General features: G+C 71.2%; 20 protein-coding genes. 13 read left to right on the top strand and 7 right to left on the bottom strand.

Going from position 1 to position 24,830, the window contains the following annotated elements; translation table 11 throughout:
• Positions 1-2 precede the first annotated feature (2 nt).
• Positions 3-2,120, top strand: coding sequence for a bifunctional polysaccharide deacetylase/glycosyltransferase family 2 protein (locus PSH03_RS12575; RefSeq protein WP_238689209.1), 2,118 nt, complete (start codon positions 3-5; stop codon positions 2,118-2,120).
• 33 nt (positions 2,121-2,153) lie between these two features.
• Here PSH03_RS12575 and PSH03_RS12570 read toward each other — a convergent pair whose 3' ends face one another.
• Both PSH03_RS12570 and PSH03_RS12565 read right to left on the bottom strand, forming a co-directional pair.
• On the bottom strand, positions 2,154-2,309 hold the full coding sequence (locus PSH03_RS12570) for a hypothetical protein (protein ID WP_210785245.1): 156 nt from the start codon (positions 2,307-2,309) through the stop codon (positions 2,154-2,156).
• Between the two features lie 18 nt (positions 2,310-2,327).
• On the bottom strand, positions 2,328-4,424 hold the full coding sequence (locus PSH03_RS12565) for a S9 family peptidase (protein WP_238689208.1): 2,097 nt from the start codon (positions 4,422-4,424) through the stop codon (positions 2,328-2,330).
• 96 nt (positions 4,425-4,520) lie between these two features.
• Here PSH03_RS12565 and PSH03_RS12560 point away from each other — a divergent pair, with 96 nt between their 5' ends.
• Positions 4,521-5,879 (top strand): FAD-binding oxidoreductase, encoded by a 1,359-nt coding sequence (locus PSH03_RS12560; RefSeq protein WP_210785247.1) that lies wholly within the window; start codon positions 4,521-4,523, stop codon positions 5,877-5,879.
• A 65-nt stretch (positions 5,880-5,944) separates the two neighbouring features.
• On the opposite strand, the gene PSH03_RS12555 is transcribed toward PSH03_RS12560, so the two are convergent.
• On the bottom strand, positions 5,945-6,352 hold the full coding sequence (locus PSH03_RS12555; protein WP_238689207.1) for a hypothetical protein: 408 nt from the start codon (positions 6,350-6,352) through the stop codon (positions 5,945-5,947).
• 49 nt (positions 6,353-6,401) lie between these two features.
• On the bottom strand, positions 6,402-8,474 hold the full coding sequence (locus PSH03_RS12550; protein WP_238689206.1) for a SpoIIE family protein phosphatase: 2,073 nt from the start codon (positions 8,472-8,474) through the stop codon (positions 6,402-6,404).
• 295 nt (positions 8,475-8,769) lie between these two features.
• Here PSH03_RS12550 and PSH03_RS12545 point away from each other — a divergent pair, with 295 nt between their 5' ends.
• Entirely contained in the window at positions 8,770-13,137 is a 4,368-nt protein-coding gene (locus tag PSH03_RS12545) for a HAMP domain-containing protein (protein WP_238689205.1), read from the top strand.
• Positions 13,134-13,688: a response regulator gene (locus PSH03_RS12540; protein WP_091395745.1), complete on the top strand. Its 555-nt coding sequence runs from the start codon at positions 13,134-13,136 to the stop codon at positions 13,686-13,688. The genes PSH03_RS12545 and PSH03_RS12540 overlap by 4 nt, the downstream gene beginning before the upstream one ends.
• Positions 13,689-13,702: 14 nt before the next feature.
• Here the strand turns inward: PSH03_RS12540 and PSH03_RS12535 are convergent, their stop codons facing one another.
• Entirely contained in the window at positions 13,703-14,038 is a 336-nt protein-coding gene (locus PSH03_RS12535; protein WP_088951070.1) for an STAS domain-containing protein, read from the bottom strand.
• Between the two features lie 179 nt (positions 14,039-14,217).
• Here PSH03_RS12535 and hemL point away from each other — a divergent pair, with 179 nt between their 5' ends.
• The 6 genes from hemL to ccsB are packed head-to-tail and all read left to right on the top strand — an operon-like array spanning position 14,218 to position 20,213.
• Complete coding sequence (gene hemL, locus PSH03_RS12530; protein ID WP_210785251.1) at positions 14,218-15,555, top strand: glutamate-1-semialdehyde 2,1-aminomutase; 1,338 nt, start codon at positions 14,218-14,220, stop codon at positions 15,553-15,555.
• 6 nt (positions 15,556-15,561) lie between these two features.
• Positions 15,562-16,209, top strand: coding sequence for a histidine phosphatase family protein (locus PSH03_RS12525; protein WP_091395739.1), 648 nt, complete (start codon positions 15,562-15,564; stop codon positions 16,207-16,209).
• Positions 16,209-16,778 (top strand): TlpA family protein disulfide reductase, encoded by a 570-nt coding sequence (locus PSH03_RS12520; RefSeq protein ID WP_238689204.1) that lies wholly within the window; start codon positions 16,209-16,211, stop codon positions 16,776-16,778. Before PSH03_RS12525 ends, PSH03_RS12520 begins: the two co-directional genes overlap by 1 nt.
• Positions 16,778-17,596, top strand: coding sequence for a cytochrome c biogenesis CcdA family protein (locus PSH03_RS12515; protein WP_210785253.1), 819 nt, complete (start codon positions 16,778-16,780; stop codon positions 17,594-17,596). Before PSH03_RS12520 ends, PSH03_RS12515 begins: the two co-directional genes overlap by 1 nt.
• Positions 17,596-19,239: a cytochrome c biogenesis protein ResB gene (resB, locus tag PSH03_RS12510; RefSeq protein WP_238689203.1), complete on the top strand. Its 1,644-nt coding sequence runs from the start codon at positions 17,596-17,598 to the stop codon at positions 19,237-19,239. The genes PSH03_RS12515 and resB overlap by 1 nt, the downstream gene beginning before the upstream one ends.
• On the top strand, positions 19,239-20,213 hold the full coding sequence (gene ccsB / locus PSH03_RS12505) for a c-type cytochrome biogenesis protein CcsB (RefSeq protein ID WP_238689202.1): 975 nt from the start codon (positions 19,239-19,241) through the stop codon (positions 20,211-20,213). Before resB ends, ccsB begins: the two co-directional genes overlap by 1 nt.
• A gap of 60 nt (positions 20,214-20,273) precedes the next feature.
• On the opposite strand, the gene PSH03_RS12500 is transcribed toward ccsB, so the two are convergent.
• Positions 20,274-20,750 (bottom strand): MarR family winged helix-turn-helix transcriptional regulator, encoded by a 477-nt coding sequence (locus PSH03_RS12500; protein WP_238689201.1) that lies wholly within the window; start codon positions 20,748-20,750, stop codon positions 20,274-20,276.
• 83 nt (positions 20,751-20,833) lie between these two features.
• On the opposite strand from PSH03_RS12500, the gene PSH03_RS12495 reads away from it, so the two are divergent.
• Positions 20,834-21,388: a carboxymuconolactone decarboxylase family protein gene (locus PSH03_RS12495; RefSeq protein WP_238689200.1), complete on the top strand. Its 555-nt coding sequence runs from the start codon at positions 20,834-20,836 to the stop codon at positions 21,386-21,388.
• 24 nt (positions 21,389-21,412) lie between these two features.
• On the opposite strand, the gene PSH03_RS12490 is transcribed toward PSH03_RS12495, so the two are convergent.
• The gene (locus PSH03_RS12490; RefSeq protein ID WP_238689199.1) at positions 21,413-22,288 is read right to left on the bottom strand and encodes an alpha/beta fold hydrolase; all 876 of its coding nucleotides are present in this window, start codon (positions 22,286-22,288) and stop codon (positions 21,413-21,415) included.
• 150 nt (positions 22,289-22,438) lie between these two features.
• Between PSH03_RS12490 and PSH03_RS12485 the strand changes: the two genes are divergently transcribed.
• Together PSH03_RS12485 and mqnP are read left to right on the top strand one after the other, a co-directional pair.
• Complete coding sequence (locus tag PSH03_RS12485) at positions 22,439-23,899, top strand: menaquinone biosynthesis decarboxylase (protein ID WP_210785259.1); 1,461 nt, start codon at positions 22,439-22,441, stop codon at positions 23,897-23,899.
• Positions 23,899-24,810 carry a menaquinone biosynthesis prenyltransferase MqnP gene (gene mqnP / locus PSH03_RS12480; protein ID WP_210785260.1) on the top strand — a complete coding sequence of 304 codons (912 nt, stop codon included), beginning with the start codon at positions 23,899-23,901 and terminating at the stop codon, positions 24,808-24,810. The genes PSH03_RS12485 and mqnP overlap by 1 nt, the downstream gene beginning before the upstream one ends.
• Positions 24,811-24,830: the final 20 nt, after the last annotated feature.

The following is a 24,830-nucleotide window of genomic DNA, read 5'->3' as shown; positions in this document are numbered from 1 at the left end:
CGATGGCGAGACACGTGGCCCGGCGAGACCCTCGGGCGCACTGGCTGCTGCTCCTGCTCGGGCTGCTCCTGCTGCTCGCGGCGCTCACCGTCAACGGCCTACTGAGCGGTCTCGCGGGCGGCTCGGGAAACGCCACCGCACAGCCCGCGCCGGACGTGCCGGCCGCCGTCGGCTCGGGTGGCCCGGTGCTACGGCTGGACCGTGCCGAACCGGTCAGTCGGGCGTTGCCGGACCACACCATCGCGCTGACCTTCGACGACGGGCCGGACCCGCGCTGGACGCCGCAGGTCCTCGACGTGCTGCGTCGGCACGGCGCCCACGCCACCTTCTTCGTGGTGGGCGCCCGGGTCAACGAGCACCCCGAACTGGTCCGGAGGATCCTTGGCGAGGGGCACGAGATCGGGTCGCACACGTTCACCCACGCCGACCTCGCCGAGGTGCCGCCGTGGCGGCGTGACCTCGAACTGTCGCTGACCCGCAAGGCGGTCGCGTCGGCCACCGGCCGGGAAGTGACCCTGCTCCGGCCGCCGTTCTCCTCGGTGCCGACGGCGCTGACCGGGTCCGAGTACGCCGCGTTGCGCGCCGCCGCCACTGCCGGGCACGTCGCGGTGCTCACCGACCTGGACACCAAGGACTGGCAGCGCCCCGGCACCGACCAGATCGTGCGCGCCGCCACTCCGAAGCGGGGACAGGGAGCGGTGGTGCTGATGCACGACGGCGGCGGTGACCGGGCGCAGACCCTCGCCGCGCTGGACCGCCTGCTGCCTGCGCTGGGCGATCAGGGCTACCGGTTCACCACCGTCTCCGCCGGCATCGACGCCTCACCGTCGATGGTTCCGGCGGGCACTGGTAGCCGGCTGAGCGGCACCGGACTGCGCTGGACCCAGACCGGTGCCCGCTGGTCCGCCGAGGTGATGAACTTCCTGCTCGCCACCGCACTCGTGCTCGGGGTGGCGCGTCTGGCCGTGCAGGTGCTCTGCGCCCAGCGGCACGTGCGCCGGGTCCGCCGGCCCCGCCGGGACCGTCCCGAGGTGCGGGTACCGGTGTCGGTGATCGTGCCCGCTTACAACGAGGCGGCGAACATCGCCGCCACGGTCCGGTCCCTGCTGGCCAGCGCGTACCCGGCGTTGGAGGTGATCGTGGTGGACGACGGGTCGGACGACGGCACTGCCGACATTGTCGAGCGGATGCGACTGCGCGGGGTGCGCGTGATCCGGCAGGCCAACGCCGGCAAGCCAGCGGCGCTGAACACGGGCATCCGGGCGGCGCGGGCGAACCTGCTGGTCCTGGTCGACGGCGATACCGTCTTCCAGCCGGACACCGTGCATCGCCTGGTGCAGGGCTTCGCCGACCCGTCGGTGGGCGCGATCAGCGGCAACACCAAGGTCGCCAACCGGCGTCGCCTGCTCGGTCGGTGGCAGCACCTGGAGTACGTGATCGGCTTCAACCTCGACCGACGGATGTACGACGTGCTGGAGTGCATGCCGACCATCCCCGGCGCGATCGGCGCGTTCCGCCGCGAGGTGCTGCTGCGGGTGGGAGGGGTGCCGTCGGACACGCTGGCCGAGGACACGGACCTCACCATGAAGGTGCTCCGGGCCGGCTGGCGGGTCGTCTACGAGGAGTCGGCCATCGCCTGGACCGAAGCCCCGTCGTCGTTGCGCCAGCTCTGGCGGCAGCGCTACCGCTGGTGCTACGGCACCATGCAGGCGATGTGGAAGCACCGGCACGCGCTGCGCGAGTCGGGTGCCGGAGGCAAACTGGGCCGACGCGGCCTGCCGTACCTCACGGTGTTCCAGATCGTGTTGCCGCTCACCGCGCCGGCGGTCGACGTGTTCGCCGTGTACGGCCTGCTCTTCCTGCCCTGGTCGACCCTCGCCCTGGCCTGGGCGGGCCTGCTGCTGCTCCAGGCGGCCACCGCCGCGTACGCGCTGCGACTGGACCGGGAGCGGTACGGCCCACTGTGGGCGCTGCCGTTCCAGCAACTGGTCTACCGGCAGCTCATGTATCTGGTGGTGGTGCAGTCGGTGGTCACCGCGTTGATCGGCAACCGGCTGCGCTGGCAGCGGATGGTGCGGACCGGCGAGGCGGCGGCGTTGGTCGGGGCCGGCCGCGGCTGACGCCACCTCGATGCGGCGTCAGCCGTCGGCCGGTCAGGTCGGGGTGTGGAAGAGGCCGGCCGACCAGGAGATCAACAGGCCGACGGCGGCGGAGCAGCAGCAGACGAGCAGAGCGGCGGCGACCACTGCGAGGATCATCCGGGCGGACGCCCTTCGGGGCGTCGGCCCCGGCTCGGTCCCGTCGGTCATCGTCGCCGCCGCCCGTCGTCAGGCCCGGCCGATGCGGTCCAGGATCCAGGCGTTGATGAACGCCTCCTCGCGCCAGGAGTCGTAGCGGCCGCTCGGGCCGCCGTGCCCGGCACCCATCTCGGTTTTCAGCAGGTAGTCGCCGCTCGGGGCGACCGCCCGCAGCCGGGCGATCCACTTCGCCGGCTCCGAGTAGAGCACCCGGGTGTCGTTGAGGCTGGTCACCGCGAGGATCGCGGGATAGTCGACGGCGGCCACGTTCTCGTACGGCGTGTAGGACTTCATGTACGCGTACACCTCGGGGTCCTCGAGGGGGTTGCCCCACTCCTCCCACTCGGTGACGGTCAGCGGCAGCGACGGGTCGAGGATCGACGTGAGCGCGTCCACGAACGGCACCTGCGCCACGATCCCGGTGAACGCGTCCGGCGCGAGGTTGGCCACCGCGCCCATCAGCAGGCCACCGGCCGAGGCGCCCCGGGCGACCAGCCGGTCGCTGGCCGTCCAGCCGGCCTTGACGAGGTGCCGGGCGCACGCCACGAAGTCGGTGAAGGTGTTCTTCTTGGCCAGCAGCTTGCCCTGGTCGTACCACCGTCGGCCCAGCTCACCGCCGCCCCGGATGTGCGCCACGGCGAACACCACGCCCCGGTCCAACAGGGACAGCCGGGCCACCGAGAACCACGGGTCCATGCTGGCCTCGTACGAGCCGTAGCCGTACAGCTCGCAGGGGGCCGAGCCGTCCCGGGGGGTGCCGACGCGGCAGACCAGTGAGATCGGCACCCGGGTGCCGTCGTCGGCGAGCGCCCAGTCCCGGTGCTGCTCGTACTCGGCCGGGTCGTACGGTCGCCCGTCCGGCCCGGGCAGCACCGGCTTCTGCTTGAGCAGCACCATCTGCCGGGTGACCAGGTCGTAGTCGTACACCGAGTCGGGGGTGATCAGCGAGGAGTAGCGCAGCCGGACCTGGCCGGTGCGGTACTCCGGGTTGGCGTCCAACCCGACGCTGTAGAGCGGCTCGGGGAAGTCGATGTCGTACCCGTCGTCACTGCCCACCGGCAGCATCCGCAGCCCGGTGAGCCCGTCGGTGCGCAGCGACACCACCAGGTGGTTGGCGAAGGCGTCGACGGCCTCCAGCCGGGTGCCGGGCGTGTGCTCGATCAACGGCACCCAGTCGCCCGGTACGTCCGCCGAGGTGAACGCCAGCGCGAAGTCCTCCGCGCCGTCGTTGTGCAGGATCAGGAAACGGTGGCCGTGGTGCTCCACGGTGTATTCGACGCCCTGTCGGCGGGGGGCGATCACGGCCGGTGCGCCGGTCGGGTTGCCGGCGGGGATCACCAGCACCTCGCTGGTCACCTTGCTGTGTACGTCGATGAGGATGAACCTCTCCGACCGGGTCAGCTCCACCCCCACCCAGAACCGCTCGTCGTCCTCCTGGTGGACCACCACGTCGTCGGCGGCGGCGGAGCCGACGGTGTGTCGCCAGACGCGGTTCGGCCGCCAGGCGTCGTCCACCGTCACGTAGAACAGCACCGAGGCGTCGGCCGACCAGGCGGTGCCGTAGAACGTGTCCGGCACCTCGTCCGGTAGCAGCTCGCCGGTGGTCAGGTCCTTCACCCGCAGGGTGAAGCGCTCGTCACCGGAGAAGTCGGTGGAGTAGGCCAGCCAGCGACCGTCCGGGCTGACGTCGAACGCGCCGAGCGAGAAGAAGTCGTGCCCCTCGGCCAGCAGGTTGCCGTCGAGCAGCACCTCCTCGCCGTCGAGCGGGGCGCCGTCCGCGCTGACCGGCGGGTCGGTCTCACCGTCGCGGACCGCCCGGCGGCACTGCACCCCGTACTGCTGTCCCTCGACCGTCCGGGTGTAGTACCAGTGCCCGCCCTTGCGGGTCGGCACGGACAGGTCGGTTTCCTGGGTGCGTCGGCGAGTCTCCTCGAACAGCTCGGCGCGCAGGTCGGCCAGGTGTGCCGTACGCGCGTCGGTGTACTCGTTCTCGGCGGTCAGGTAGGCGATCGTCTCCGGGTCGTCCTTGGCGGCGAGCCAGGCGTACTCGTCGACGACTGTGTCGCCGTGGTGGGTGCGCTCGCTGGGCACCCGCTTCGCCGCGGGCGGGGCAGTCTCGGTGGTCACGGCGGCCACGTTACCGGCCGGCAGCGGCAGCGCGCCGGACCAGCGGCATCCCGATACTCGCCACCACGGCATTCGAACACATGTACGATGGCCGGCATGGCGGCAGCAGCGAGTTCCCTCGGCCGGTCCGGAGCCCTCGAGATCACCCGGCGGTTGGCGGCGATCTGCGGTCCACCGTTCTCCCGGCTGGCCGGGCCGGCCGACGAGGTGGCGGGGCGACCGGCGCGCTGGGTGGCCGTCCCGGGCGGCCCGCACGCCGCCGCCGAGGTGCTGAGGCTGGCCGCCGTGCACGATCTGGCGGTGGTGCCCCGAGGTGCGGGCACGAAGATCGACTGGGGGGCCGCCCCCGTTCAGGTCGACATCCTGCTCGACACCGGCCGGCTGGCCGGCATCGGTCACGAGCCGGTCGACTCGCTGGTGACCGACGTCGGGGCCGGCACTCCACTGCGGGCGGTGCAGGCCACCCTGGAGCGCACCGGGCAGCGGCTCGCGATGGACGCCCCCTCACCCGGCGCGACAGTGGGCGGTGTGCTCGCCGCCGGCGAGACCGGCCCGCTGCGCCACCGCCACGGCAGCCCCTGCGACCAACTGCTCGGTGTGCGCTACCTCGCCGCCGACGGCGAGTTGATCAGCGTCGGCGGTGGCGCGCCCGGGCTCGACCTGGCCCGCCTGCTCTGCGGCTCCCAGGGCGCGCTCGGCGTGCTGGTGTCGGCGAGCCTGCGGGTGCAGCCGGTGCCGGCGAGCCGGCTCTGGGTGTCCCGCCCGGTGTGGACGCCGCTGGAGGTGCACGACCTGGTCCGGACGATCCTCGCCGCGCGGCTGGAGCCGTCGGCCATCGAGCTGGACCTGCCCGGAAGCACCCCCCGCCCACGTACGCCCTACCCGCCAGGTCACCCGGCGGCCACCGCCCGCGAGCGTCATCCGTCCATGTCCGGTCGGGCCGGCGCCCCGTCCCGGGCCGGCAGCCTGGTGGTGCTGCTGGAAGGCGGCCCCGCCGACGTCACCGAACGTGCCGAGCGGCTCGTCGGCCTGCTGCACGGGGAAGCGACGATCGCCCACTCCGCGCCGACGTGGTGGCGCCGCTACCCGTTCGCGCCCGGCGACACGGCGCTGCGCCTGGAAGTGCCCATCGGCGACCTGCACGCCGCCGTCTACGCGCTACGCGACGCGGCCGGAGCGCCGGTGCCGGTGCGCGGCTCCGCCGGGCTGGGCGTGGTGCACGCGGCACTGCCCGGGGCGCTGGCAGCCGACCGGGTGGCGTCCATCCTGGCCGCCGTCCGAGGGGTGCTGTTGGCCCGGCAGGGCCGCTGTGTGGTGGTGTCCGCTCCGGCGGCGGTCCGCCAGGCGGTCGACCTCTGGGGCGAGTTGGCCGGCCTGGCCCAGTTGCGGGCCGCGAAGCGGCACCTGGATCCGGAGCACCGACTCGCGCCCGGGCGGCTCCCCGGCGGCCTGTGAGGCTGAGCCGCCGGCCGGTGCGGCGCGCCCGGGTGAGCCGGTCGGCCGGTGCGGCCCGGCCGAGGTCAGTCCATCCACCACCGGTGCATGTCCAGCAGCGGCGGGGTGAGACGGGCCACCAGCACCAGCAGGCTGCCGACCCCGCCGGCCAGCAGCAGTGACCGGGTTGCCCGGGGCAGGGCCTCGCGCTCCCGGGCGACCATCACCCCCGCGACGATCGCCAACGGCAGCCCGAGCACCGCACCCGTCAGGTAGAGCACCGCCACCACTGGGTGGAGCACACCGAAGAAGGCCACGTCCTTCGGGTCGTACGCGCCGGTCAGCATCTCGGCCGGGCCGACGTCGGCGCTCGTCATCCGACCGATGTAGAGCAGCAGCACGGTGAGGAACCCGCCGATGGTCGCGAACTGCGCGAGGATCAGGGCCCGGACCGCCGGCCGGGAGTACGACGTGACCTGCGCGACGCTCGTCATGGCCGTCAATCTATCGAGCGGACCCGAGACCAGGGGGCCTGTGCGGCGGTCAGGTCGCGTCGTTGCGGAGCACCAGGATGGCGATGTCGTCCCGGGGCGGCTCGACCGAGAAGTTGATCGCCGCGGCCCGCAGCCGGGCGGCCACCACGTCGGCCGAATATCCGGCCAGGGGCGCTGCCGCGTCCCGCAGTCGGTCGGTGCCGAACAACTCCCGGCCGCGCCGCCGCTCGGTGACGCCATCGGTGTAGAAGATCAGCGAATCGCCCGGTCCGAGCGTGATCTCCGCCGTCGGCGAGGTGATCGTGTCGAGCAGGCCGAGCGCGGTGCCGCCGGTGCCGACGAACCCGGCGCCGCCCGCCGCGGCCAGCAACACCGGCCGGTCGTGCCCGGCGAGATGCAGCGAGACGTCCAACTGGTCACCCTCGCCCGGCCCGACCGCTGCCAGCGCCAGCGTGCAGTAGCGACCGCCACCGCGCTCGACAAGTGTCTCGTTGAGCCGTGCCAGGGCCTCCGGTAACGGTTTTCCGTCGCCGACCAGCACCCGGATCACGTCCCGGACCAGCCCGGTCACCGCGGCGGCCTGGACACCCTTGCCCGAGACGTCACCGATCACCACCAGCCAGCGCCCGTCGGGCAGCGGCACCACGTCGTAGAAGTCGCCGCCCACCTCGGCGTCGTCGCCGGTCGGCACGTACTCGGCGGCGAAACCGATCCCGTCCACCAGTGGCAGCACCGGCGGCAGCAGAGACTGCTGGAGCGTCTGCGCCACCCGACGGCGTTCGGCGTGGATCCGGGCGTTCTCGATGGCCAGCGCGGCCCGCCGGGCCACGTCCTCCAACACGGCCACCTCGTCCGGGTCGTGCCGGTGCCGCTGGTGCCGCCCCACCGCCAGGGTCCCGAGCCGCTGCCCGCGGGCGATCAGCGGGACGGCGAAACCCTCCATCGGCCCGCCCAGGGGGATCTGCGCCGCGCTGCGGGACGCCTCGCGGAGGCGGGCCTGGATCGAGTCCGGCCCGGTCTCCGCCAGCACCTTGTGCAACTGCGGAAGCATCGACTCGTCGGCGTGGCTGGCCGCCGCCAGCCGGAGCCGACCCCACTCGTCGGCGGTGTGCACCGCGCACCACTGGCCGAGTCGCGGCACCACCAACTGCGGCACCAGCGCCATGGTCAGGTCGACGTCGAGCGACTGGGCCAGCAGTTCGCTCGCCTCGGCCAGGAAGGTCAGCCACACCTGCCGGCGGACGTCGGCCCGGCGCAGCCGGTCGTTCTCCAGGTGCAGCGACAGCCGCTCGGCGGTGAGCACCGCCAACGGTTGGGCGTACGCCGACGGCGCGGCGTCCAACTCCAACTCCCCGGCGTACGGGCGGTGCACTGTCAGTGGCACCCGGAGCAGCTCGCTGCCGGGGCGGGACGGCCGACCGAAGCGGGCCAGCACCTGACGGCCCTGCCCGTCGCCCCGGTCCAGCCGGATCGTGCCGCCGGCTGCCCCCACCATCTCGGCGACCCGGCTGAGCAGGCTGGTGGCGAAATCGGGCAACGGATCGTCCCCGTGCAGGTCGGGGGCGGTCTGCATGAGTTCGCTCATCGCGCTGGCGCTCGGCGCGGACCCGTCGGTGCTGGTCCGGGGGCCGGCGTTGGCCGGTGTCGATTCGCCGATGGTGCCCGAGGCGGGCGGGTCGGCGCCGGGGCGGTCCAGCCGGAACCAGACGCCCTTGCCGGTGGGCAGGTACGTGGTGCCCCAGCGGCTGGCGAAGTGGTCGACCAGCAGTAGGCCCCGGCCCCGCACGGAGACCTCGTTGATCTCGGTGGAGTCGTTGCGGTCGCCGACGGTCAGCTCGTCGCCGGAACCGGGGGCGAAGTCGGAGACGGTGACGGTCAGCCCGACCTCGTCCGCGACGACCTCGATGTCCAGTTCGGTACGGGCGTGCTCGACGGCGTTGGTGGTCAGTTCGGTGGTGAGCAGCAGCGCCTCGTTGGCCAGCTCGTCCAGGTGTGACTCGGTCAACACCGAGCGGACCACGGCGCGGGCGGCGGCCGGGGTACGGCGGTCGGCGGGCAGCCGCACACGCCGGACGGCCCCGTCCCGGGCCCCGGCCGTCGCGGGCCCCGCCTCGGCTGACACCCCCGTATCCTCCACCGTCCCCCTGCCGGGTGCCAAGCCGATCACCGATCGTGGGCTGTCGCGTCGGTCAGCGGCACCGGCGGCAGGGAGCGGGTTGACGTGTCGAAACGACCGGTCCGGGAGCCGGGCGAGGTTTGCGGCGCGCCGTGCCGGCTCGACGCCGATCGGGCGGGTCGACGGGGCGATCGATGCCACCTGGCGGGTCGCGCACCCTGGCATCACGGCGCGCGCGGGCACAATATGGGGTGCCGGTGTGTCCGCACGGACCGGCGCCCCCCGAGTTGAGCGAGGAATGATGACCACGTCGAAGCAGTCGGTGGCGGATCCGTCCGCGCCCGACCACGAGGCGCTCCTCGGTGAGTTGGCCGAGGCACTGCGACGGATCGGGCGCGGCGACCTGAAGGTCCGGCTTCCCCGCCGGGCCGGCGCGGCCGGTGAGGTGGCGGACGCCTTCAACGAGGTGGTCTCGCTCCAGGAGCGGCAGTACCTGGACCTGCGGCGGATCAGCCGGATCGTCGGTCGCGACGGCCGGCTCACCGAGCGGCTCGACGACGAAGGGCTGGACGGCTCCTGGGCGGAGGGGCAGCGGGCGATCAACTCGCTGATCGACGACCTGGGTCGACCGACCACCGAGATCGCCCGGGTGATCGTGGCGGTCGCCGACGGTGACCTGTCCCAGCACATGGCGTTGGAGATCGACGGTCGGCCGCTGCGCGGTGAGTACCTGCGCATCGGGCGCACCGTGAACACGATGGTGGACCAGCTGTCGTCGTTCTCCAACGAGGTGACCCGGGTGGCCCGTGAGGTGGGCACCGAGGGCAAGTTGGGTGGCCAGGCCGACGTGCGGGGCGTCGCCGGCACCTGGAAGGACCTCACCGACTCGGTGAACACCATGGCGTCGAACCTGACCGGCCAGGTGCGGTCGATCTCGCAGGTGGCGACGGCGGTGGCCAAGGGCGACCTGTCGCAGAAGATCACGGTCGGCGCGCGTGGTGAGGTGGCCGAGCTGGCCGCCACGATGAACTACCTCACCGACACGCTGCGGCTCTTCGCCGAGCAGGTGACCCGGGTGGCCCGCGAGGTGGGCACCGAGGGCAAGTTGGGCGGCCAGGCCGAGGTGCCGAACGTGGCGGGCACCTGGAAGGACCTGACCGACAGCGTCAACTCGATGGCGTCGAACCTGACCGCCCAGGTCCGTAACATCGCGCAGGTCTCCACGGCGGTGGCGCGCGGCGACCTGTCGCAGAAGATCACGGTGGCGGCGCAGGGCGAGATCCTGGAGCTGAAGGACACCGTCAACACGATGGTGGACCAGTTGTCGTCGTTCGCCGACGAGGTGACCCGGGTCGCGCGTGAGGTGGGCATCGAGGGCAAGCTGGGCGGTCAGGCCCAGGTGCGCGGCGTCTCCGGCACCTGGCGGGACCTCACCGAGAACGTCAACCAGTTGGCCGGCAACCTGACCAGCCAGGTCCGCAACATCTCCCAGGTCTCCACCGCCGTGGCGAAGGGTGACCTGTCGCAGAAGATCACTGTGGACGCCCAGGGCGAGATCCTGGAGCTGAAGAACACAGTCAACACGATGGTGGACCAGTTGTCGTCGTTCGCCGACGAGGTGACCCGGGTGGCCCGTGAGGTGGGCACCGAGGGCAACCTGGGCGGCCAGGCGCAGGTGAAGGGTGTCTCCGGCACCTGGCGGGACCTGACCGACAACGTGAACTCGATGGCGTCGAACCTGACCAGCCAGGTCCGCAACATCGCCTCGGTGACCACGGCGGTGGCGAAGGGTGACCTGTCGCAGAAGATCACTGTGGATGCGCGGGGCGAGATCCTGGAGCTGAAGTCGACTGTCAACACGATGGTGGACCAGTTGTCGTCGTTCGCCGACGAGGTGACCCGGGTCGCGCGTGAGGTGGGCACCGAGGGCAAGTTGGGCGGCCAGGCGCAGGTGCGCGGGGTCGCCGGCACCTGGCGGGACCTGACCGACAACGTGAACTCGATGGCGTCGAACCTGACCGCCCAGGTCCGCAACATCGCCCAGGTCTCCACGGCGGTGGCGAAGGGTGACCTGTCGCAGAAGATCACCGTGGATGCGCGGGGCGAGATCCTGGAGCTGAAGTCGACTGTCAACACGATGGTGGACCAGTTGTCGTCGTTCGCCGACGAGGTGACCCGAGTGGCCCGCGAGGTGGGCACCGAGGGCAAGCTCGGTGGTCAGGCGCAGGTGAAGGGCGTCTCCGGCACCTGGCGGGACCTGACCGACAACGTCAACTCGATGGCGTCGAACCTGACCAGCCAGGTCCGCAACATCGCCTCGGTGACCACTGCGGTGGCGAAGGGTGACCTGTCGCAGAAGATCACCGTGGACGCCCAGGGCGAGATCCTGGAGCTGAAGTCGACAGTCAACACGATGGTGGACCAGTTGTCGTCGTTCGCCGACGAGGTGACCCGGGTGGCCCGCGAGGTCGGTATCGAGGGCAAGCTCGGTGGCCAGGCGCAGGTGAAGGGCGTCTCCGGCACCTGGCGCGACCTCACCGAGAACGTCAACCAGCTCGCCTCGACGCTGACCACGCAGTTGCGGGCCATCGCCCAGGTGTCCACCTCGGTGACCCGGGGCGACCTCACTCAGCGGATCGCGGTCAAGGCGCAGGGCGAGGTCGCCGAGCTGAAGGACAACATCAACCAGATGATCGTCACCCTCCGGGAGACGACAAAGAAGAACGCCGAGCAGGGCTGGCTGGACTCCAACCTCGCCCGGATCGGCGGCCTGTTGCAGGGCCAGCGCGACCTCGGTGAGGTCTGCCGCATGATCATGACGGAGGTGACTCCGCTGGTCGACGCCCAGCTCGGCGCCTTCTTCCTGGCCGACGACACCGACGGCAGCATGCGGCTGCGGCTGACCTCCTCGTACGGGTACGTGGCACGGGGGCACGACGTCACCTTCGGGCCGGGTGAGGGGCTGGTCGGGCAGACAGCGCTCTCCCGTCGCACGATCCGGGTCAGCGCCTCCCCGAACAGCCGGCTCACCCTGCGCTCCGGCCTGGCCGAGACACCCCCGTCCGACCTGGTGGTGCTCCCCGTCCTGTTCGAGGGCGAGCTGCTCGGGGTGATCGAGTTCGCCAGCGTGTCGGCCTTCTCCGAGCTGCACCTGTCGTTCCTGGAGCGGCTGGTGCTCACCATCGGCATCGCTGTCAACACCATCCAGGCCAACCGGCGTACGGAGGAGCTGCTGGCCCAGTCGCAGCGGCTGGCGCACGAGATGCAGGAGCAGTCGGCGGAGTTGCAGCGCACCAACGCCGAGCTGGAGGAGAAGGCCACTCTGCTGTCCGAGCAGAAGGGCAACATCGAGACGAAGAACCGGGAGATCGAGCTGGCGCGGCTGGGCCTGGAGGAGAAGGCGCAGCAGCTGACCCGGGCGTCGGCGTACAAGTCGGAGTTCCTGGCCAACATGAGCCACGAGCTGCGGACCCCGTTGAACTCGCTGTTGCTGCTGGCCCGTCTGCTGGCCGAGAACTCGGAGCAGAACCTCAGCCCGAAGCAGATCGAGTTCGCCCGGACCATCCACGGGTCCGGCTCCGACCTGCTGCGACTGATCGACGACATCCTCGACCTGTCCAAGATCGAGGCGGGCCGGATGGACGTCGAGCCGACCGAGATCCGCTTCACCGAGCTGCGCGGCTACGTCGAGCAGGCGTTCGCGCCGCAGGCCGAGGAGAAGAACCTGGACTTCCAGGTACGGGTGAGCAAGGATCTGCCGCCGGCGTTGGTGACCGACGCGCAGCGGTTGCAGCAGATCCTGCGCAACCTGCTGTCCAACGCTGTGAAGTTCACCGACAACGGTGCCGTGACGCTGCGGATCGCCCCGGCCGCGGAGAACGCGGTCTTCGACGTGCCGGCGCTGACGAACGCCCAGCAGGTGATCGCGTTCACCGTGATCGACACCGGGATCGGCATCTCCGACGACAAGCTGTCGATCATCTTCGAGGCGTTCCAGCAGGCCGACGGCACTACCAGTCGCCGGTACGGCGGCACCGGCCTGGGCCTGTCGATCAGCCGCGATCTGGCCCGACTGATCGGCGGCACCATCACCGTGTCGTCCGCGCCGGGTCAGGGCTCGACCTTCACCCTGTTCGTGCCGCAGGTGCTGGCCCCGGACGCGGTGGTAGCGCCGCAGATGCCGTCGCCGCAGCGCGCCGGCCTGCCGTCGTCGCTGCTGATGCCACCGCTGGAACTGCTGCCGGAACGGCCGGAGGCGCCGGCCACCCGTCAACTGGACGGCGCCACGGTGCTGATCGTGGACGACGACGTCCGTAACGTCTTCGCCTTGACCAGCGCGTTGGAGCTGCACGGGATGACCGTGCTGTACTCGGACAACGGGGCGGACGGTGTCCGTCTGCTGGCCGAGCATCCGGAGGTGGACATCGTGCTGATGGACGCCATGATGCCCGACCAGGACGGTTACGAGACCACCCGCCAGATTCGCCGCAACCACCGGTTCGCCGACCTTCCGGTGGTCTTCCTGACCGCGAAGGCGATGCCGGGTGACCGTGAGTCGGCGCTCGCTGCCGGGGGCAGCGACTACATCACCAAGCCGGTGGACCTGGACGACCTGATCGAACTGATGTCGTCCTGGATCAACGGCAGCCGGACCGAGGAGACTTCGTGACCCAGATGGCCAAAGCGCTGCTCGTGGACGACCGGCGGCAGAACCTGACGGCCCTGGAGGCGATCCTTCAGGGCCTGCCGGTCCAGTCCGTGGCGGTGGAGAGCGGCGAGGCGGCGCTCAAGCAGCTGCTGGTGGACGACTTCGCGGTGATCCTGTTGGATGCGCAGATGCCGGACATGGACGGCTTCGAGACGGCGAGCCACATCAAGCGCCGCGAGCGGACCCGGCACGTGCCGATCATCTTCCTCACCGCCGCCGACCGGGACGCCCAGCTCGCCCTTCGGGGCTACCAGGTGGGCGCTGTGGACTACCTCACCAAGCCGTTCGACCCGTGGGTGCTCCGGGCCAAGGTGTCGGTCTTCGTCGAGCTGTGGGTGAAGACCCGGCAACTCGCCACCCAGTCGGATCTGGTCCGGGAGCGCGACACGCAGTGGCGGCGGCTCACCGACGCTGTCGACGAGGCGACCGCGCAGCTCCGCTCGGACGACCCGGAGGTCCGTGACCGGGCGGTACGGCTGCTCGAACAGGCCCGTTGGGGCAACACCGCCTGACGCGGTGGGGCGGCTCAGCCGGTGGGCTGGTCGTTGCGGATCATCAGGGCGCTGCGCAGGCCGGTGATGTCCAGCACGCGGATCAGGAAGTCGCCAACGTGCGTCAGCATCAGCAGGCTCTGCGCGTGGCTGGCCTTGCGGCTGAGCACGACCAGGGTGCCCAGGCCCTGCGAGTCGCAGAAGGTGACGCCGCCGAGGTCGAGCACGATCTTCGGCGGCGGGTCGGCCAGCACCTCGTTGACGACGGTGGAGAGCTGGGCCGCCGTGAGCATGTCGATCTCACCGGCCAGGCGCAAGACTGCTTCGTCGCCCGTCCGGTGTAGCGTGATGGACAGTTCGGCACGATCCACCCGGTCAGCCTAGCGCGATCCGATCGACCTGGCCTGTCGAGGCCGCGAGCCGTCGCCGTCCAGGCCACGAGGCCCCCCGGGTCGGCGCTGCTGACCGGCGCGGGTCACAGGTGAGCCGGGTAACCCCACCACGGGGTGGCTGCTGGTTGACCGTCCGGCGCTGTCACAATGGCGGCATCGTGACCGACATCTTTCCCGCCGGGTCCGGCCGCTACCCAGCCGACGCGCCGGCCTCCGAGGCCCTGTTCGACCGCGCCCGCGCCATTGTGCCGGGCGGGGTGAACTCTCCTGTGCGCGCCTTCCAGGCGGTCGGCGGCACCCCGCGTTTCATGGTCCGTGGTGAGGGCCCGTGGCTGTACGACGCCGACGGTCGCCGCTACGTCGACCTGGTCTGCTCCTGGGGTCCGCTGATCCTCGGGCACGCCCACCCGGAGGTGGTGGAGGCCGTCCAGGCCGCTGCCGCCTTGGGCACCAGCTTCGGCACGCCCACGCCCGGTGAGGTGGAGTTGGCAGCCGAGATCGTCGCCCGGACCCCGGTCGAGCAGGTCCGCCTGGTCAACTCCGGCACCGAGGCGACCATGTCGGCGATCCGGCTGGCCCGCGGCTTCACCGGCCGCTCGAAGATCGTCAAGTTCGCCGGTTGCTACCACGGCCACGTCGACGCGCTGCTCGCCGCCGCCGGCTCCGGCGTGGCCACCCTGGGCCTGCCCGACTCGCCCGGCGTGACCGGCGCGGCGGCCAGCGAGACGATAGTTCTTCCGTACAACGACATCCGGGCCGTCGAGGAGGCGTTCGCCGCCGAGGGCCCGCACATCGCCGCGGTGATCACCGAGGCCGCCGCCGGCAACATGGGCGTGGTGGCCCCCCGCGACGGCTTCAACCAGCAGCTCGCCCGGATCGCGCACGCACACGGCGCCCTGCTCGTGGTGGACGAGGTGATGACCGGGTTCCGGGTCTCCCGCGCCGGGTGGCACGGCCTCGACGCCTCCGACGCCGACCTGTGGACGTACGGCAAGGTCATGGGTGGTGGCCTGCCCGCCGCGGCGTTCGGCGGGCGCGCGGACATCATGGCGCGGCTCGCGCCGGCCGGCCCGGTCTACCAGGCCGGCACCCTCTCCGGTAACCCGCTCGCCTGCGCCGCCGGCCTGGCGACCCTGCGGCTCGCCGACGACGCGCTGTACCAGCGCCTCGACGAGACGGCCGCCGTCGTGGGCAAGTTGGCGTCCGACGCGTTGGCCGCCGCCGGGGTCCCGCACCGACTGTCGTACGCGGGCAGCATGTTCTCGGTCTTCTTCACCGACGCCGACGTGGTCGACTACGACAGCGCGCGCACCCAGCAGGTGCCGGCGTTCAAGGCGTTCTTCCACGCGATGCTCGCCGCCGGCGTCTACCTGCCGCCGAGCGCGTTCGAGTCGTGGTTCGTGTCGGCGGCGCTCGACGACGCCGCTCTGGAACACATCGCCGACGCGCTGCCGACGGCGGCGAACGCGGCGGCAGCGGCCGGTCACGGGGGGTAGAAGACCTTGAGCAAGACGGTGGTCCACGTGCTTCGGCACGGCGAGGTGTACAACCCCGACCAGATCCTCTACGGCCGGCTGCCCGGTTTCCGACTCTCCGAGCTGGGCGTGCAGATGGCCAAGGCCGCCGCGCAGGGCCTGGCCGAGCGGGAGATCGTGCACGTGGTGGCCAGTCCGCTGGAGCGCGCCCAGCAGACCGCCGAGCCGATCGCCGCCCAGTTCGGGCTGCCGGTCGGGGTGGACGAGCGGCTGATCGAGAGCGCCAACTGGTTCGAGGGCAAGAAGGTCTCCCCGGGTGACGGATCGTTCCGCGACCCGCGCAACTGGTGGGTGCTGCGCGATCCGGTGACCCCCTCCTGGGGTGAGGCGTACCGGGTGATCGCCGAGCGGATGTTCGCCGCCGTGCACGCCGCCCGGGTCGCCGCCGAGGGACGCGAGGCGGTGCTGGTGTCGCACCAGCTCCCGATCTGGACGTTGCGCCGTTACGTCGAGCGCAAGCGGCTCTGGCACGACCCGCGCAAGCGGCAGTGCGGGCTGGCGAGCCTCACCTCGTTCCACTTCGACGGCGCGAAGGTGGCGGGCATCGGCTACAGCGAGCCGGCCGCGCACCTGATCGCTCTCTCCGCGACCGCCCGGACGGCCAAGGGGGCCTGATGAACGCCCGGAGGTGGACCGCCGGTCTGCTCGCCACCGTCGCCGCGGTGGCGCTGGTCGGCTGCACGTCGTCGAAGGCGCAGGAGAAGACCTGCACGACCACCACCGACGGGATCTTCGAGTGCGCACCGGACCAGCGCTCAACACCCCCGAAGGTCGCCGGTGAGCTGCTGCTCGGCGGCAGCTACGACGTCAGCGAGGCGCGCGGTCAGGTCGTGGTGGTCAACTTCTGGGGTTCCTGGTGCGCGCCGTGCCGCGCCGAGGCGGACGACCTGGAAGCCGTCTACCAGGCCACCAAGGGTTCCGGGGTGACCTTCCTCGGCATCAACGTCCAGGATTCGCGGGACAAGGCCAAGGCGTTCGAGAAGGGCCGGGTCACCTATCCGAGCCTGTTCGACCCGGCCAGCAAGACGGCACTTTCGCTGGACATCCCGCCGAACAGCGTGCCGGCGACGGTGGTGCTCGACCGGGACGGCCGGATCGCGGCGGTGATCCGGGCCGCCGTCAAGCAGGAGGGCCTGCAACCGATCGTCGAACGGATCGCCGCCGAGAAGTCGGCGTCGAACTGATGGGTGAGACCTTCGAGCAACTGGCCCTCAGCGGGCCGCTGCTGCTCGCCATCGGCGCGGCGGCGCTCGCCGGCCTGGTCAGCTTCCTCTCCCCGTGCGTGCTTCCGCTCGTCCCCGGCTACCTGTCGTACGTGACCGGTCTGGCCGGCGCCGACCTGGAGGGCCGGCGGCCGGAGGCCGATCCCGCGCCCGCCGGCGGGGGTGTCGCGGTCAAGGAGCGGGTCGCGCGAGCCGGCGCGGTCAAGGGCCGGGTGCTCGCCGGGACGCTGCTCTTCATCGGCGGCTTCACAGTCGTCTTCGTGGCCACCGCGATCCTCTTCGCCAGCATCGGCCGGGTGTTCTTCGACTACGAGCGCGAGTTGCAGGTCGGCGTCGGCGTGCTGATCATCGTGGCGGGGTTGAGCTACCTCGGGATGATCCCGGCCCTGCAACGGGAGTTCCGGATCTCCCGGCTGCCGTCGGCCGGGCTGCTCGGCGCACCGGTCTTCGGGGCGGTCTTCGCGCTCAGTTGGGTGCCCTGCACCGGCCCCACCCTCGGCGCGGTGATGGGCATGGCCACCGCCAGCGGCCAGAGCGACCGAGCCGTGGTGCTCGCCGTGGCGTACTGCCTCGGGTTGGGGATACCGTTCATCGTCTTCGGGCTGGGCTTCGAACGCCTGCTCGGGGTCTTTCGCGCCGTCCGGCGCAACAGCCGCTGGGTCACCCGGGTCGGCGGCGCCCTGCTCATCCTGATCGGTCTGGCCCTGGTCACCGGCGGATGGCAGAGCTTCGTGATCTGGCTGCAGACCACCGTCGGGGTGGGCGAGGTGAGCATCTGATGACGGTCGTCGACGACCGACCGGAGACCGCGGCGCCCGCGCCACGTCGCCGACCGAACCGGCTGCTGGCCCTGCTGCGCAACTCGTGGCGGCAGCTCACCAGCATGCGTACGGCGCTGATCCTGCTCTTCCTGCTCGCGATCGCCGCCATTCCCGGCTCGGTGCTGCCGCAGCGCGGGATCAGCCCGGAGAAGGTCAACGAGTACTTCGTCGACCACCCGGACTGGGCCCCCCGACTGGACCGGATCGGCGCGTTCGAGGTCTTCGGGTCGGTCTGGTTCTCCGCGATCTACCTGCTGCTGTTCACCTCCCTGATCGGCTGCATCACGCCCCGGCTGCGCGACCACATCCGCACGCTGCGGTCCCGTCCGCCGGCCGCGCCGAAGCGGATGGCCCGGCTGCCGCAGCACACAGTGCTGCCAGCTCCGCCCGGTGGGGCGGCGGCGATCGCCGAGGCGCTGCGCAAGCGCCGCTGGCGCGTCGAGGTGCGCGGCGACGAGGTCTCCGCCGAGAAGGGCTACCTCAAGGAGACCGGCAACCTGCTTTTCCACACCTCGCTGATCGCGGTGCTGATCGGGGTGGCGCTCGGCTCCTGGTACGGCTGGAGCGGCAACCGGCTGCTGGTGGCCGGCGCGGACAACGCGTTCTGCAACACCCGCCAGCAGTACGCCGAGGCGAAGCTCGGCCCCCAGGTGGACAGCGCCGACCTGCCCGGCTTCTGCCTGCGGCTGGACGACTTCGAGGCCCGGTTCCTGGCGTCCGGCCAGCCGGAGTTCTTCAATGCCACTGTCACCGTCGACGGTCCGGACGAGCCGACCCGCAGGGCCGACTTCTCGGTGAACTCGCCGCTGCGCCTGAACGACGCGAGCGTCTACCTGCTCGGCCACGGGTACGCCCCGGTGATCCGCTACACCGACCGGTTCGGCAACAGCCAGATCAGCGACGAGCCGTTCCTGACCACCGGCGACATGGGCCTGACCAGCGAGGGGCTGGCGGCCTTCCCGGACGCGAACGTCGACCCGGCGACCGGCCAGCGCGCACCGGATCTGCAGATGGCGTTCACCGGCATCTACCTGCCCACCGCGCCCGAGCAGGCGCCGTTCGTCCGCTCGCAGTACCCGACCGAGCGCAACCCGGCGCTGAACCTGGTCGCCTACCGGGGCAACCTCGGCCTGGACGCCGGCATCCCCGGCTCGGTCTACCAACTCGACCAGCGGCAGGTGCGGGCCGGCAAGGTCAAGGAGGTCGGCACCAAACTGCTCCGTAAGGGCGAGACCTGGAAGCTGGACGACGGCACGACAGTCGAGTTTCTGGGCACCGAGCGGTACGTCACCCTCTCCATCCGGCACGATCCCGGCTCGACGATGCTGCTGGTCAGCTGCGGCGTCCTGCTGGTCGGGCTGATGGGTTCGCTGTTCGGGAAGCGCCGTCGGGTGTTCTTCCGGGTGGTGCCGGCCGACCCCGGGGAAGGATCTCCGACGAGCGGTAGTAGCTTGATGGAGGTCGGTGGGTTGCCGCGTACCGACTATCCAGGGTTCGCCGACGAGTTCACCCAGCTGGTCGCCGCCGTCAGCGGTGCCGAACGGGCTGGTGCTGGCACTGACTCCGCTGACCGGGCCGGCGTGCGAGAAGGAGCCGAGTGATGTCCGCACTCTCCGACAATCTGGTGACGTTCGCGATCCTGGCGTACCTGATCGCGATGATCGGCCACGCCGTCGAGTACGCGCTGGGCAACGTGCGTACCCGGGTCGCCACGGCGGCTCCGGTGCGCGAGTTGGTCGGTGCCGGCGGCGGCGGTGTCCTCTCGAAGTCGCCCGCGCCGGTCCCCTCGTCACCCACTGCCGACCGCTCCGCCGGGCGGGCTCGGCTCGCGGGCCTGATCGGGGTGGGCGCCACAGCGGTCGCCGCCGCGCTGCACCTGGCGGCGCTGGTGACCCGTGGGCTCGCGGCGGACCGGATGCCCTGGGGCAACATGTACGAGTTCGTGCTCACCGTGACGTTCATCGGGGTGGCCGCCTGGTTGGTGGTGCTCTGGAAGCGACAGTCGCTGCGCAAGCTCGGGCTCTTCCTCACCCTGGTGATGGTGTTGCTGGTCGCCACCGCCGAGTTGGTGCTGTACGTGCCGATCGTGCCGCTGGTCCCGGCGCTGAACTCGTACTGGTTCATCATCCACGTCTCGACGATCGTCTTCGCGTCCGGCATCTTCCTGCTCGGCGTGGTGCCGGCGGTCGGTTTCCTGATGCGCAACGGGTACGAGCAGGGCAAGCGGAGCTTCCCGTACACCCTGGCCAAGCGGATGCCCGGCGCGGCCGGGCTGGAGCGGCTGACCTTCGCGCTGCACGCCTTCGCGTTCCCGATCTTCACCTTCGCGGTGATCGCCGGTGCCATCTGGGCCGAGGCGGCCTGGGGTCGGCCGTGGGGCTGGGACCCGAAGGAGACCTGGGCGTTCATCTCCTGGGTGGTGTACGCCGGCTACCTGCACGCGCGCGCGACGCCGAGCGTGAAGCGCAACGTGGCCACCTGGATCGCGGTGCTCGGCTTCCTCACCATGCTGATGAACCTGTTCGGCGTGAACATCTTCTTCACCGGCCTGCACTCGTACGGCGGGCTGGACTGACCTGTTCGATGACGCGCGGGCCGGCCACGGAATCGTCCGCGACCGGCCGGCAGCCGACGATCAGCCGCCGAACCAGCCGGGCACGTCGAGTCGGAACCAGTTGGCCGAGGCCATCGTGCCGAGGTCGTCTTCCATCGCGGTGACCCGTTCCGGGCCGAGCGTCTCGGCCCACTGTGCACGCAGCCGGTCGAAGATCTCGGCCGAGCGGCGTAGCCCGTCGGCGCCGCGCGGTGTCACCCGCACCAATCGGCGTCGGGCGTCGGAGGGGTCGTCGACCCGCTCCAGGTAGCCGACGGCCACCAACCGGTCGACGGTCTTGCCGGCGGCCTGCTTGGAGATGCCCAGCCGCTGGCCCAGCTCGGTGGCGGTGGTGCCGTCCGCGCCGACGGCCTGGAGCACGAACCCGTGCAGCGGTCGCAGCTCCGGATGCCCCTCCCGGGCCAGCTCGGCGTGCAGGTCGTCGATCAGCGTCCGGAAGCCGGCCAGCAGCAGCAGCGGCAGCGCGAAGCCGGGACGCGCGGGATCAGCGGTTGCCATGTTCGACAACCACGTTTACTATTTCGTCAACCACGTTGACTATCATAACGTCCGCCGAACCAGGCTCCGGAAAGCAGGTCACCATGCCCGTCTTCACCGCTCACACCGCTGAGACCGCACCCACCGCCGCCCGTCGGTCCATCGAGGGAGTACGCGGCAGGTTCGGCTGGCTGCCCACCCCGGTGGCGCTGATGGCCGACTCGCCGCAGTTGCTCACCGGCTTCCTCACCGCCAGCACGGGCTTCGAGCAGACCGACCTCGCCCCGCTGGACCGGGAGGTGGTCATCCTGACGGTCTCCACGAGTCACGAATGCCATTTCTGCGTCGCCCTGCACACCGGCAAGCTCACCGGACTCGGCGCGACCCCCGAGTTGATCACCGCGCTGCGTGCCGGCTCGGTGCTGCCCGACCCGCGCCTGGAGGCGCTGCGCCGCTTCACGCTGGCCGTGCTCGACCACCGGGGCGCAGTGCCCGACGACGAGATGGACGACTTCCTGGCCGCCGGCTACCAGCCCCGGCACGCGCTGGACGTGGTCCTCGGCGTCGGCGCGTACACCATGTCCACCTTCGCCAACCGGCTCACCCGGGCACCGCTCGACCCGCCACTGGCCGCCCACGCCTGGACGCCCGCCGCCTGACCGAAGACGCTGGCGGGCCGCGGTTCAGGCCGCCTGAAGGAAGTCGCGCAGCAGGGCGAGCATCTCGTCCGGGCGCTCCTCGTACAGCCAGTGCCCGCAGTCCTCGATCACCTCGCCGCGGACCGTGTCGGCGTACCGGCGGACCTGCTCGGCGACCTGCCCGCCGAGGCTGGCCGCCGCCCCGACGGCCAGCACCGGCATGGTCAGCTTCGTGCCCCGGTACGCTGCGTTGTCGGCGATGTCCTGCTCGAACGCCCGGAAGTAGGCGAAGCTGGCCCGCAGGTGCGCCGGGTCGCGCAGGTGGCTGGCGAACTCCTCGATGTCGGGCGCGGCGATGCTGCCCTTGCGCACCATCAGCGCGTCGGTGAACTTGTCCACCCAGAGCGACTCCCGCGCGTCGACCAACGCCTCCGGAAGCCCGTTGCCGAGGGAGAAGTAGCCGAAGTTCCACACCCCGGGCCCGGCCGAGGTGAGCGCGGGGAACGTGTAGATGCTCTCGTCGGGGATCGGCGCCTCGCTGAGCACCAGCCGACTCACCCGCTGCGGATGGGCGGCGGCGTACGCGTACGCCACCATGGTCCCCAGGTCGTGCCCGACCAGCCGAAGGTCGCCGGCCAGGCCGAGCTGGTCGAGTAGTCCGTGCAGGTCGGCGGCGACAGTCTTCTTGTCGTACCCGCCGTCCGGGGCGTCGCTGCCCCCGAAGCCGCGCAGGTCGGGCGCGACCACGTCGAAGGAGCGCCCCAACTCGGGCAGCAGGTGCCGCCACATGTACCAACACTGCGGGTACCCGTGCAGCAGCACCAGTGGCGGGCCGGCGCCGCCACGGACGTAGTTCATGGTGATCTGGCCGACCCGAGCCCGTTGCTCGGTGAACCCCGCCGGAACCCGTTCCCCGCCCATCGCCGCCCCCGTCCGTCGCCCCGGCCCTCTGCCGCCTGCCCGGCTACCCGCTCAAGCGCCCGCCATGCCCCGAGGCGCTGACGGCGGGTGATCGCGAGCGTCACAGCACCCGGCTTGGGTCGTGCGGGAGCCGGTGGGAGACTGGGCGGCATGGCGGCTCGTGGCTTCCCGTACACCGATCTCAAGGACTTCATCGCGGCGCTGGAGCGCGCGGGGGAGTTACGCCGGATCGACGTCCCGGTCGATCCGACCCTGGAGATCAGCGAGGTGGTCACCCGCACGGTGCGGGCCGGCGGCCCGGCGCTGCTCTTCGAGCGTCCGACCCGGGGCGAGATGCCGGTGGCGATCAACCTGTTCGGCACCGAGAAGCGGATGGCGATGGCCCTCGGCGTCGACTCGCTGGACGAGGTCGGTGCCCGGATCGGCGCGATGATCAAGCCGGAGCTGCCGGTCGGCTGGTCGGGCATCCGGGAGGGCCTCGGCAAGGTCATGCAGCTCAAGTCGGTGCCGCCGCGCAAGGTGAAGACCGCTCCCTGCCAGGAGGTCGTCTACCGGGGTGAGGACGTCGACCTCAACCGGCTGCCGGGGTTGCAGGTCTGGCCCGACGACGGCGGGATCTTCCACAACTACGGGCTGACCCACACCAAGCACCCGGAGACCGGCAAGCGCAACCTCGGCCTGTACCGACTCCAGCAGCACGGCCGCAACACCCTGGGCATGCACTGGCAGATCCACAAGGACTCGACGGCGCACCACGCGGTCGCCGAGCGGCTCGGGCAGCGCCTGCCGGTCGCGATCGCGATCGGCTGCGACCCGGTCGTCTCGTACGCGGCCAGCGCGCCGCTGCCCAGCGACATCGACGAGTACCTGTTCGCCGGGTTCCTGCGCGGCGAGCGGGTGGAGATGGTCGACTGCCTCACCGTGCCGTTGCAGGTGCCGGCGCACGCGCAGATCGTGCTGGAGGGCTACCTGGAGCCGGGTGAGCGGCTGCCCGAGGGGCCGTTCGGCGACCACACCGGCTTCTACACGCCGGTCGAGCCGTTCCCCGTGCTGCACATCGAGGCGATGACCATGCAGCGCAAGCCGGTCTACCACTCGATCGTCACCTCGAAGCCGCCGCAGGAGGACCACGGCCTCGGCAAGGCCACCGAGCGGATCTTCCAGCCGCTGCTCAAGCTGATGATCCCGGACATCGTCGACTACGACCTGCCGGCCGCCGGGGTCTTCCACAACTGCGCGATCGTCTCGATCCGCAAGCGCTACCCGAAGCACGCGCAGAAGGTGATGAACGCGATCTGGGGCGCGCACCTAATGTCGCTGACCAAGCTGATCGTGATCGTCGACGAGGACTGCGACGTGCACGACTACAACGAGGTCGCCTTCCGGGCCTTCGGCAACGTCGACTACGCCCGCGACCTGCTGCTCACCCAGGGTCCGGTGGACCACCTCGACCACTCGTCGTACCAGCAGTTCTGGGGCGGTAAGGCCGGCGTCGACGCGACCCGCAAGCTGCCCACCGAGGGCTACACCCGCGGTTGGCCGGAGGAAATGAGCATGAGCCCGGAAGTCACGGCCCTCGTCGACAAGCGGTGGAAGGAGTACGGAATCTGATGGCCGTCATCGACGCACCGACGGCGAGGCCGGGCCGGACCAGGTCCTTCCTGAAGCTCGTCGCCGTCGAGCACTCCGTCTTCGCGCTGCCGTTCGCGTTCCTCTCCGCGCTGGCCGCGATGCAGGGTGCCGGCGGGCGGGTACGGTGGCTCGACCTGCTGCTGATCACCGTGGCGATGGTCGGGGCGCGGACGTTCGCGATGGCCGCCAACCGGATCCTCGACCGCAAGATCGACGCGCGGAATCCGCGTACCGCCGGTCGGGAACTGGTCACCGGAGCGGTGAGCGTGCGGACGGCCTGGACCGGCGCGGCCGTCGCACTTGTGGTCTTCCTCGTCGCCGCCGCCCTGCTCAACCCGCTCTGCCTGGTGCTCGCGCCGCTCGCCGTGGTGCCGCTGGTCGTCTACCCCTACGCCAAGCGGTTCACCAACTGGCCGCACGCCATCCTCGGCATCGCCCAGGCGGTCGGCCCGGTCGGCGCCTGGCTGGCGGTCACCGGCACCCTGGACGGCTCCGGGCCGGCCTGGCTGCTCGGCGCGGCAGTGGGGCTGTGGATCGGCGGCTTCGACCTGATCTACGCCTGCCAGGACTCCGAGGTCGACCGGGAGATCGGCGTGCACAGCGTGCCCGCCCGGTACGGTCGGCGCTTCGCGCTGCACGCCTCCTCTGTCGCGCACGTGGTGACCTTCGCGCTGTTCGTCTGGTTCGGTGCGCTGATCGGTCTCGGCTGGCTCTGGTGGATCGGGCTGGCGCTGACCGCTGTGGCGTTCGCCTACCAGCACCTGGTGGTCACCCCGACCGACCTCAGCAAGGTCAACCGGGCGTTCTTCACCGCCAACGGGTTCGTCGGCATCGCACTGTTCCTCTTCGCCCTGCTCGACCTGGTGGTCCGGCTCGGGCTACGGCTCTGAGGCCGGGTGGTCCGGCTCGG

The organism is Micromonospora salmantinae (genome assembly GCF_022230905.1).
Taxonomy (GTDB): domain Bacteria; phylum Actinomycetota; class Actinomycetes; order Mycobacteriales; family Micromonosporaceae; genus Micromonospora; species Micromonospora salmantinae.
Note: the sequence above shows the minus strand (reverse complement) of the source record. Positions and strands in the feature narration are given on the sequence as shown.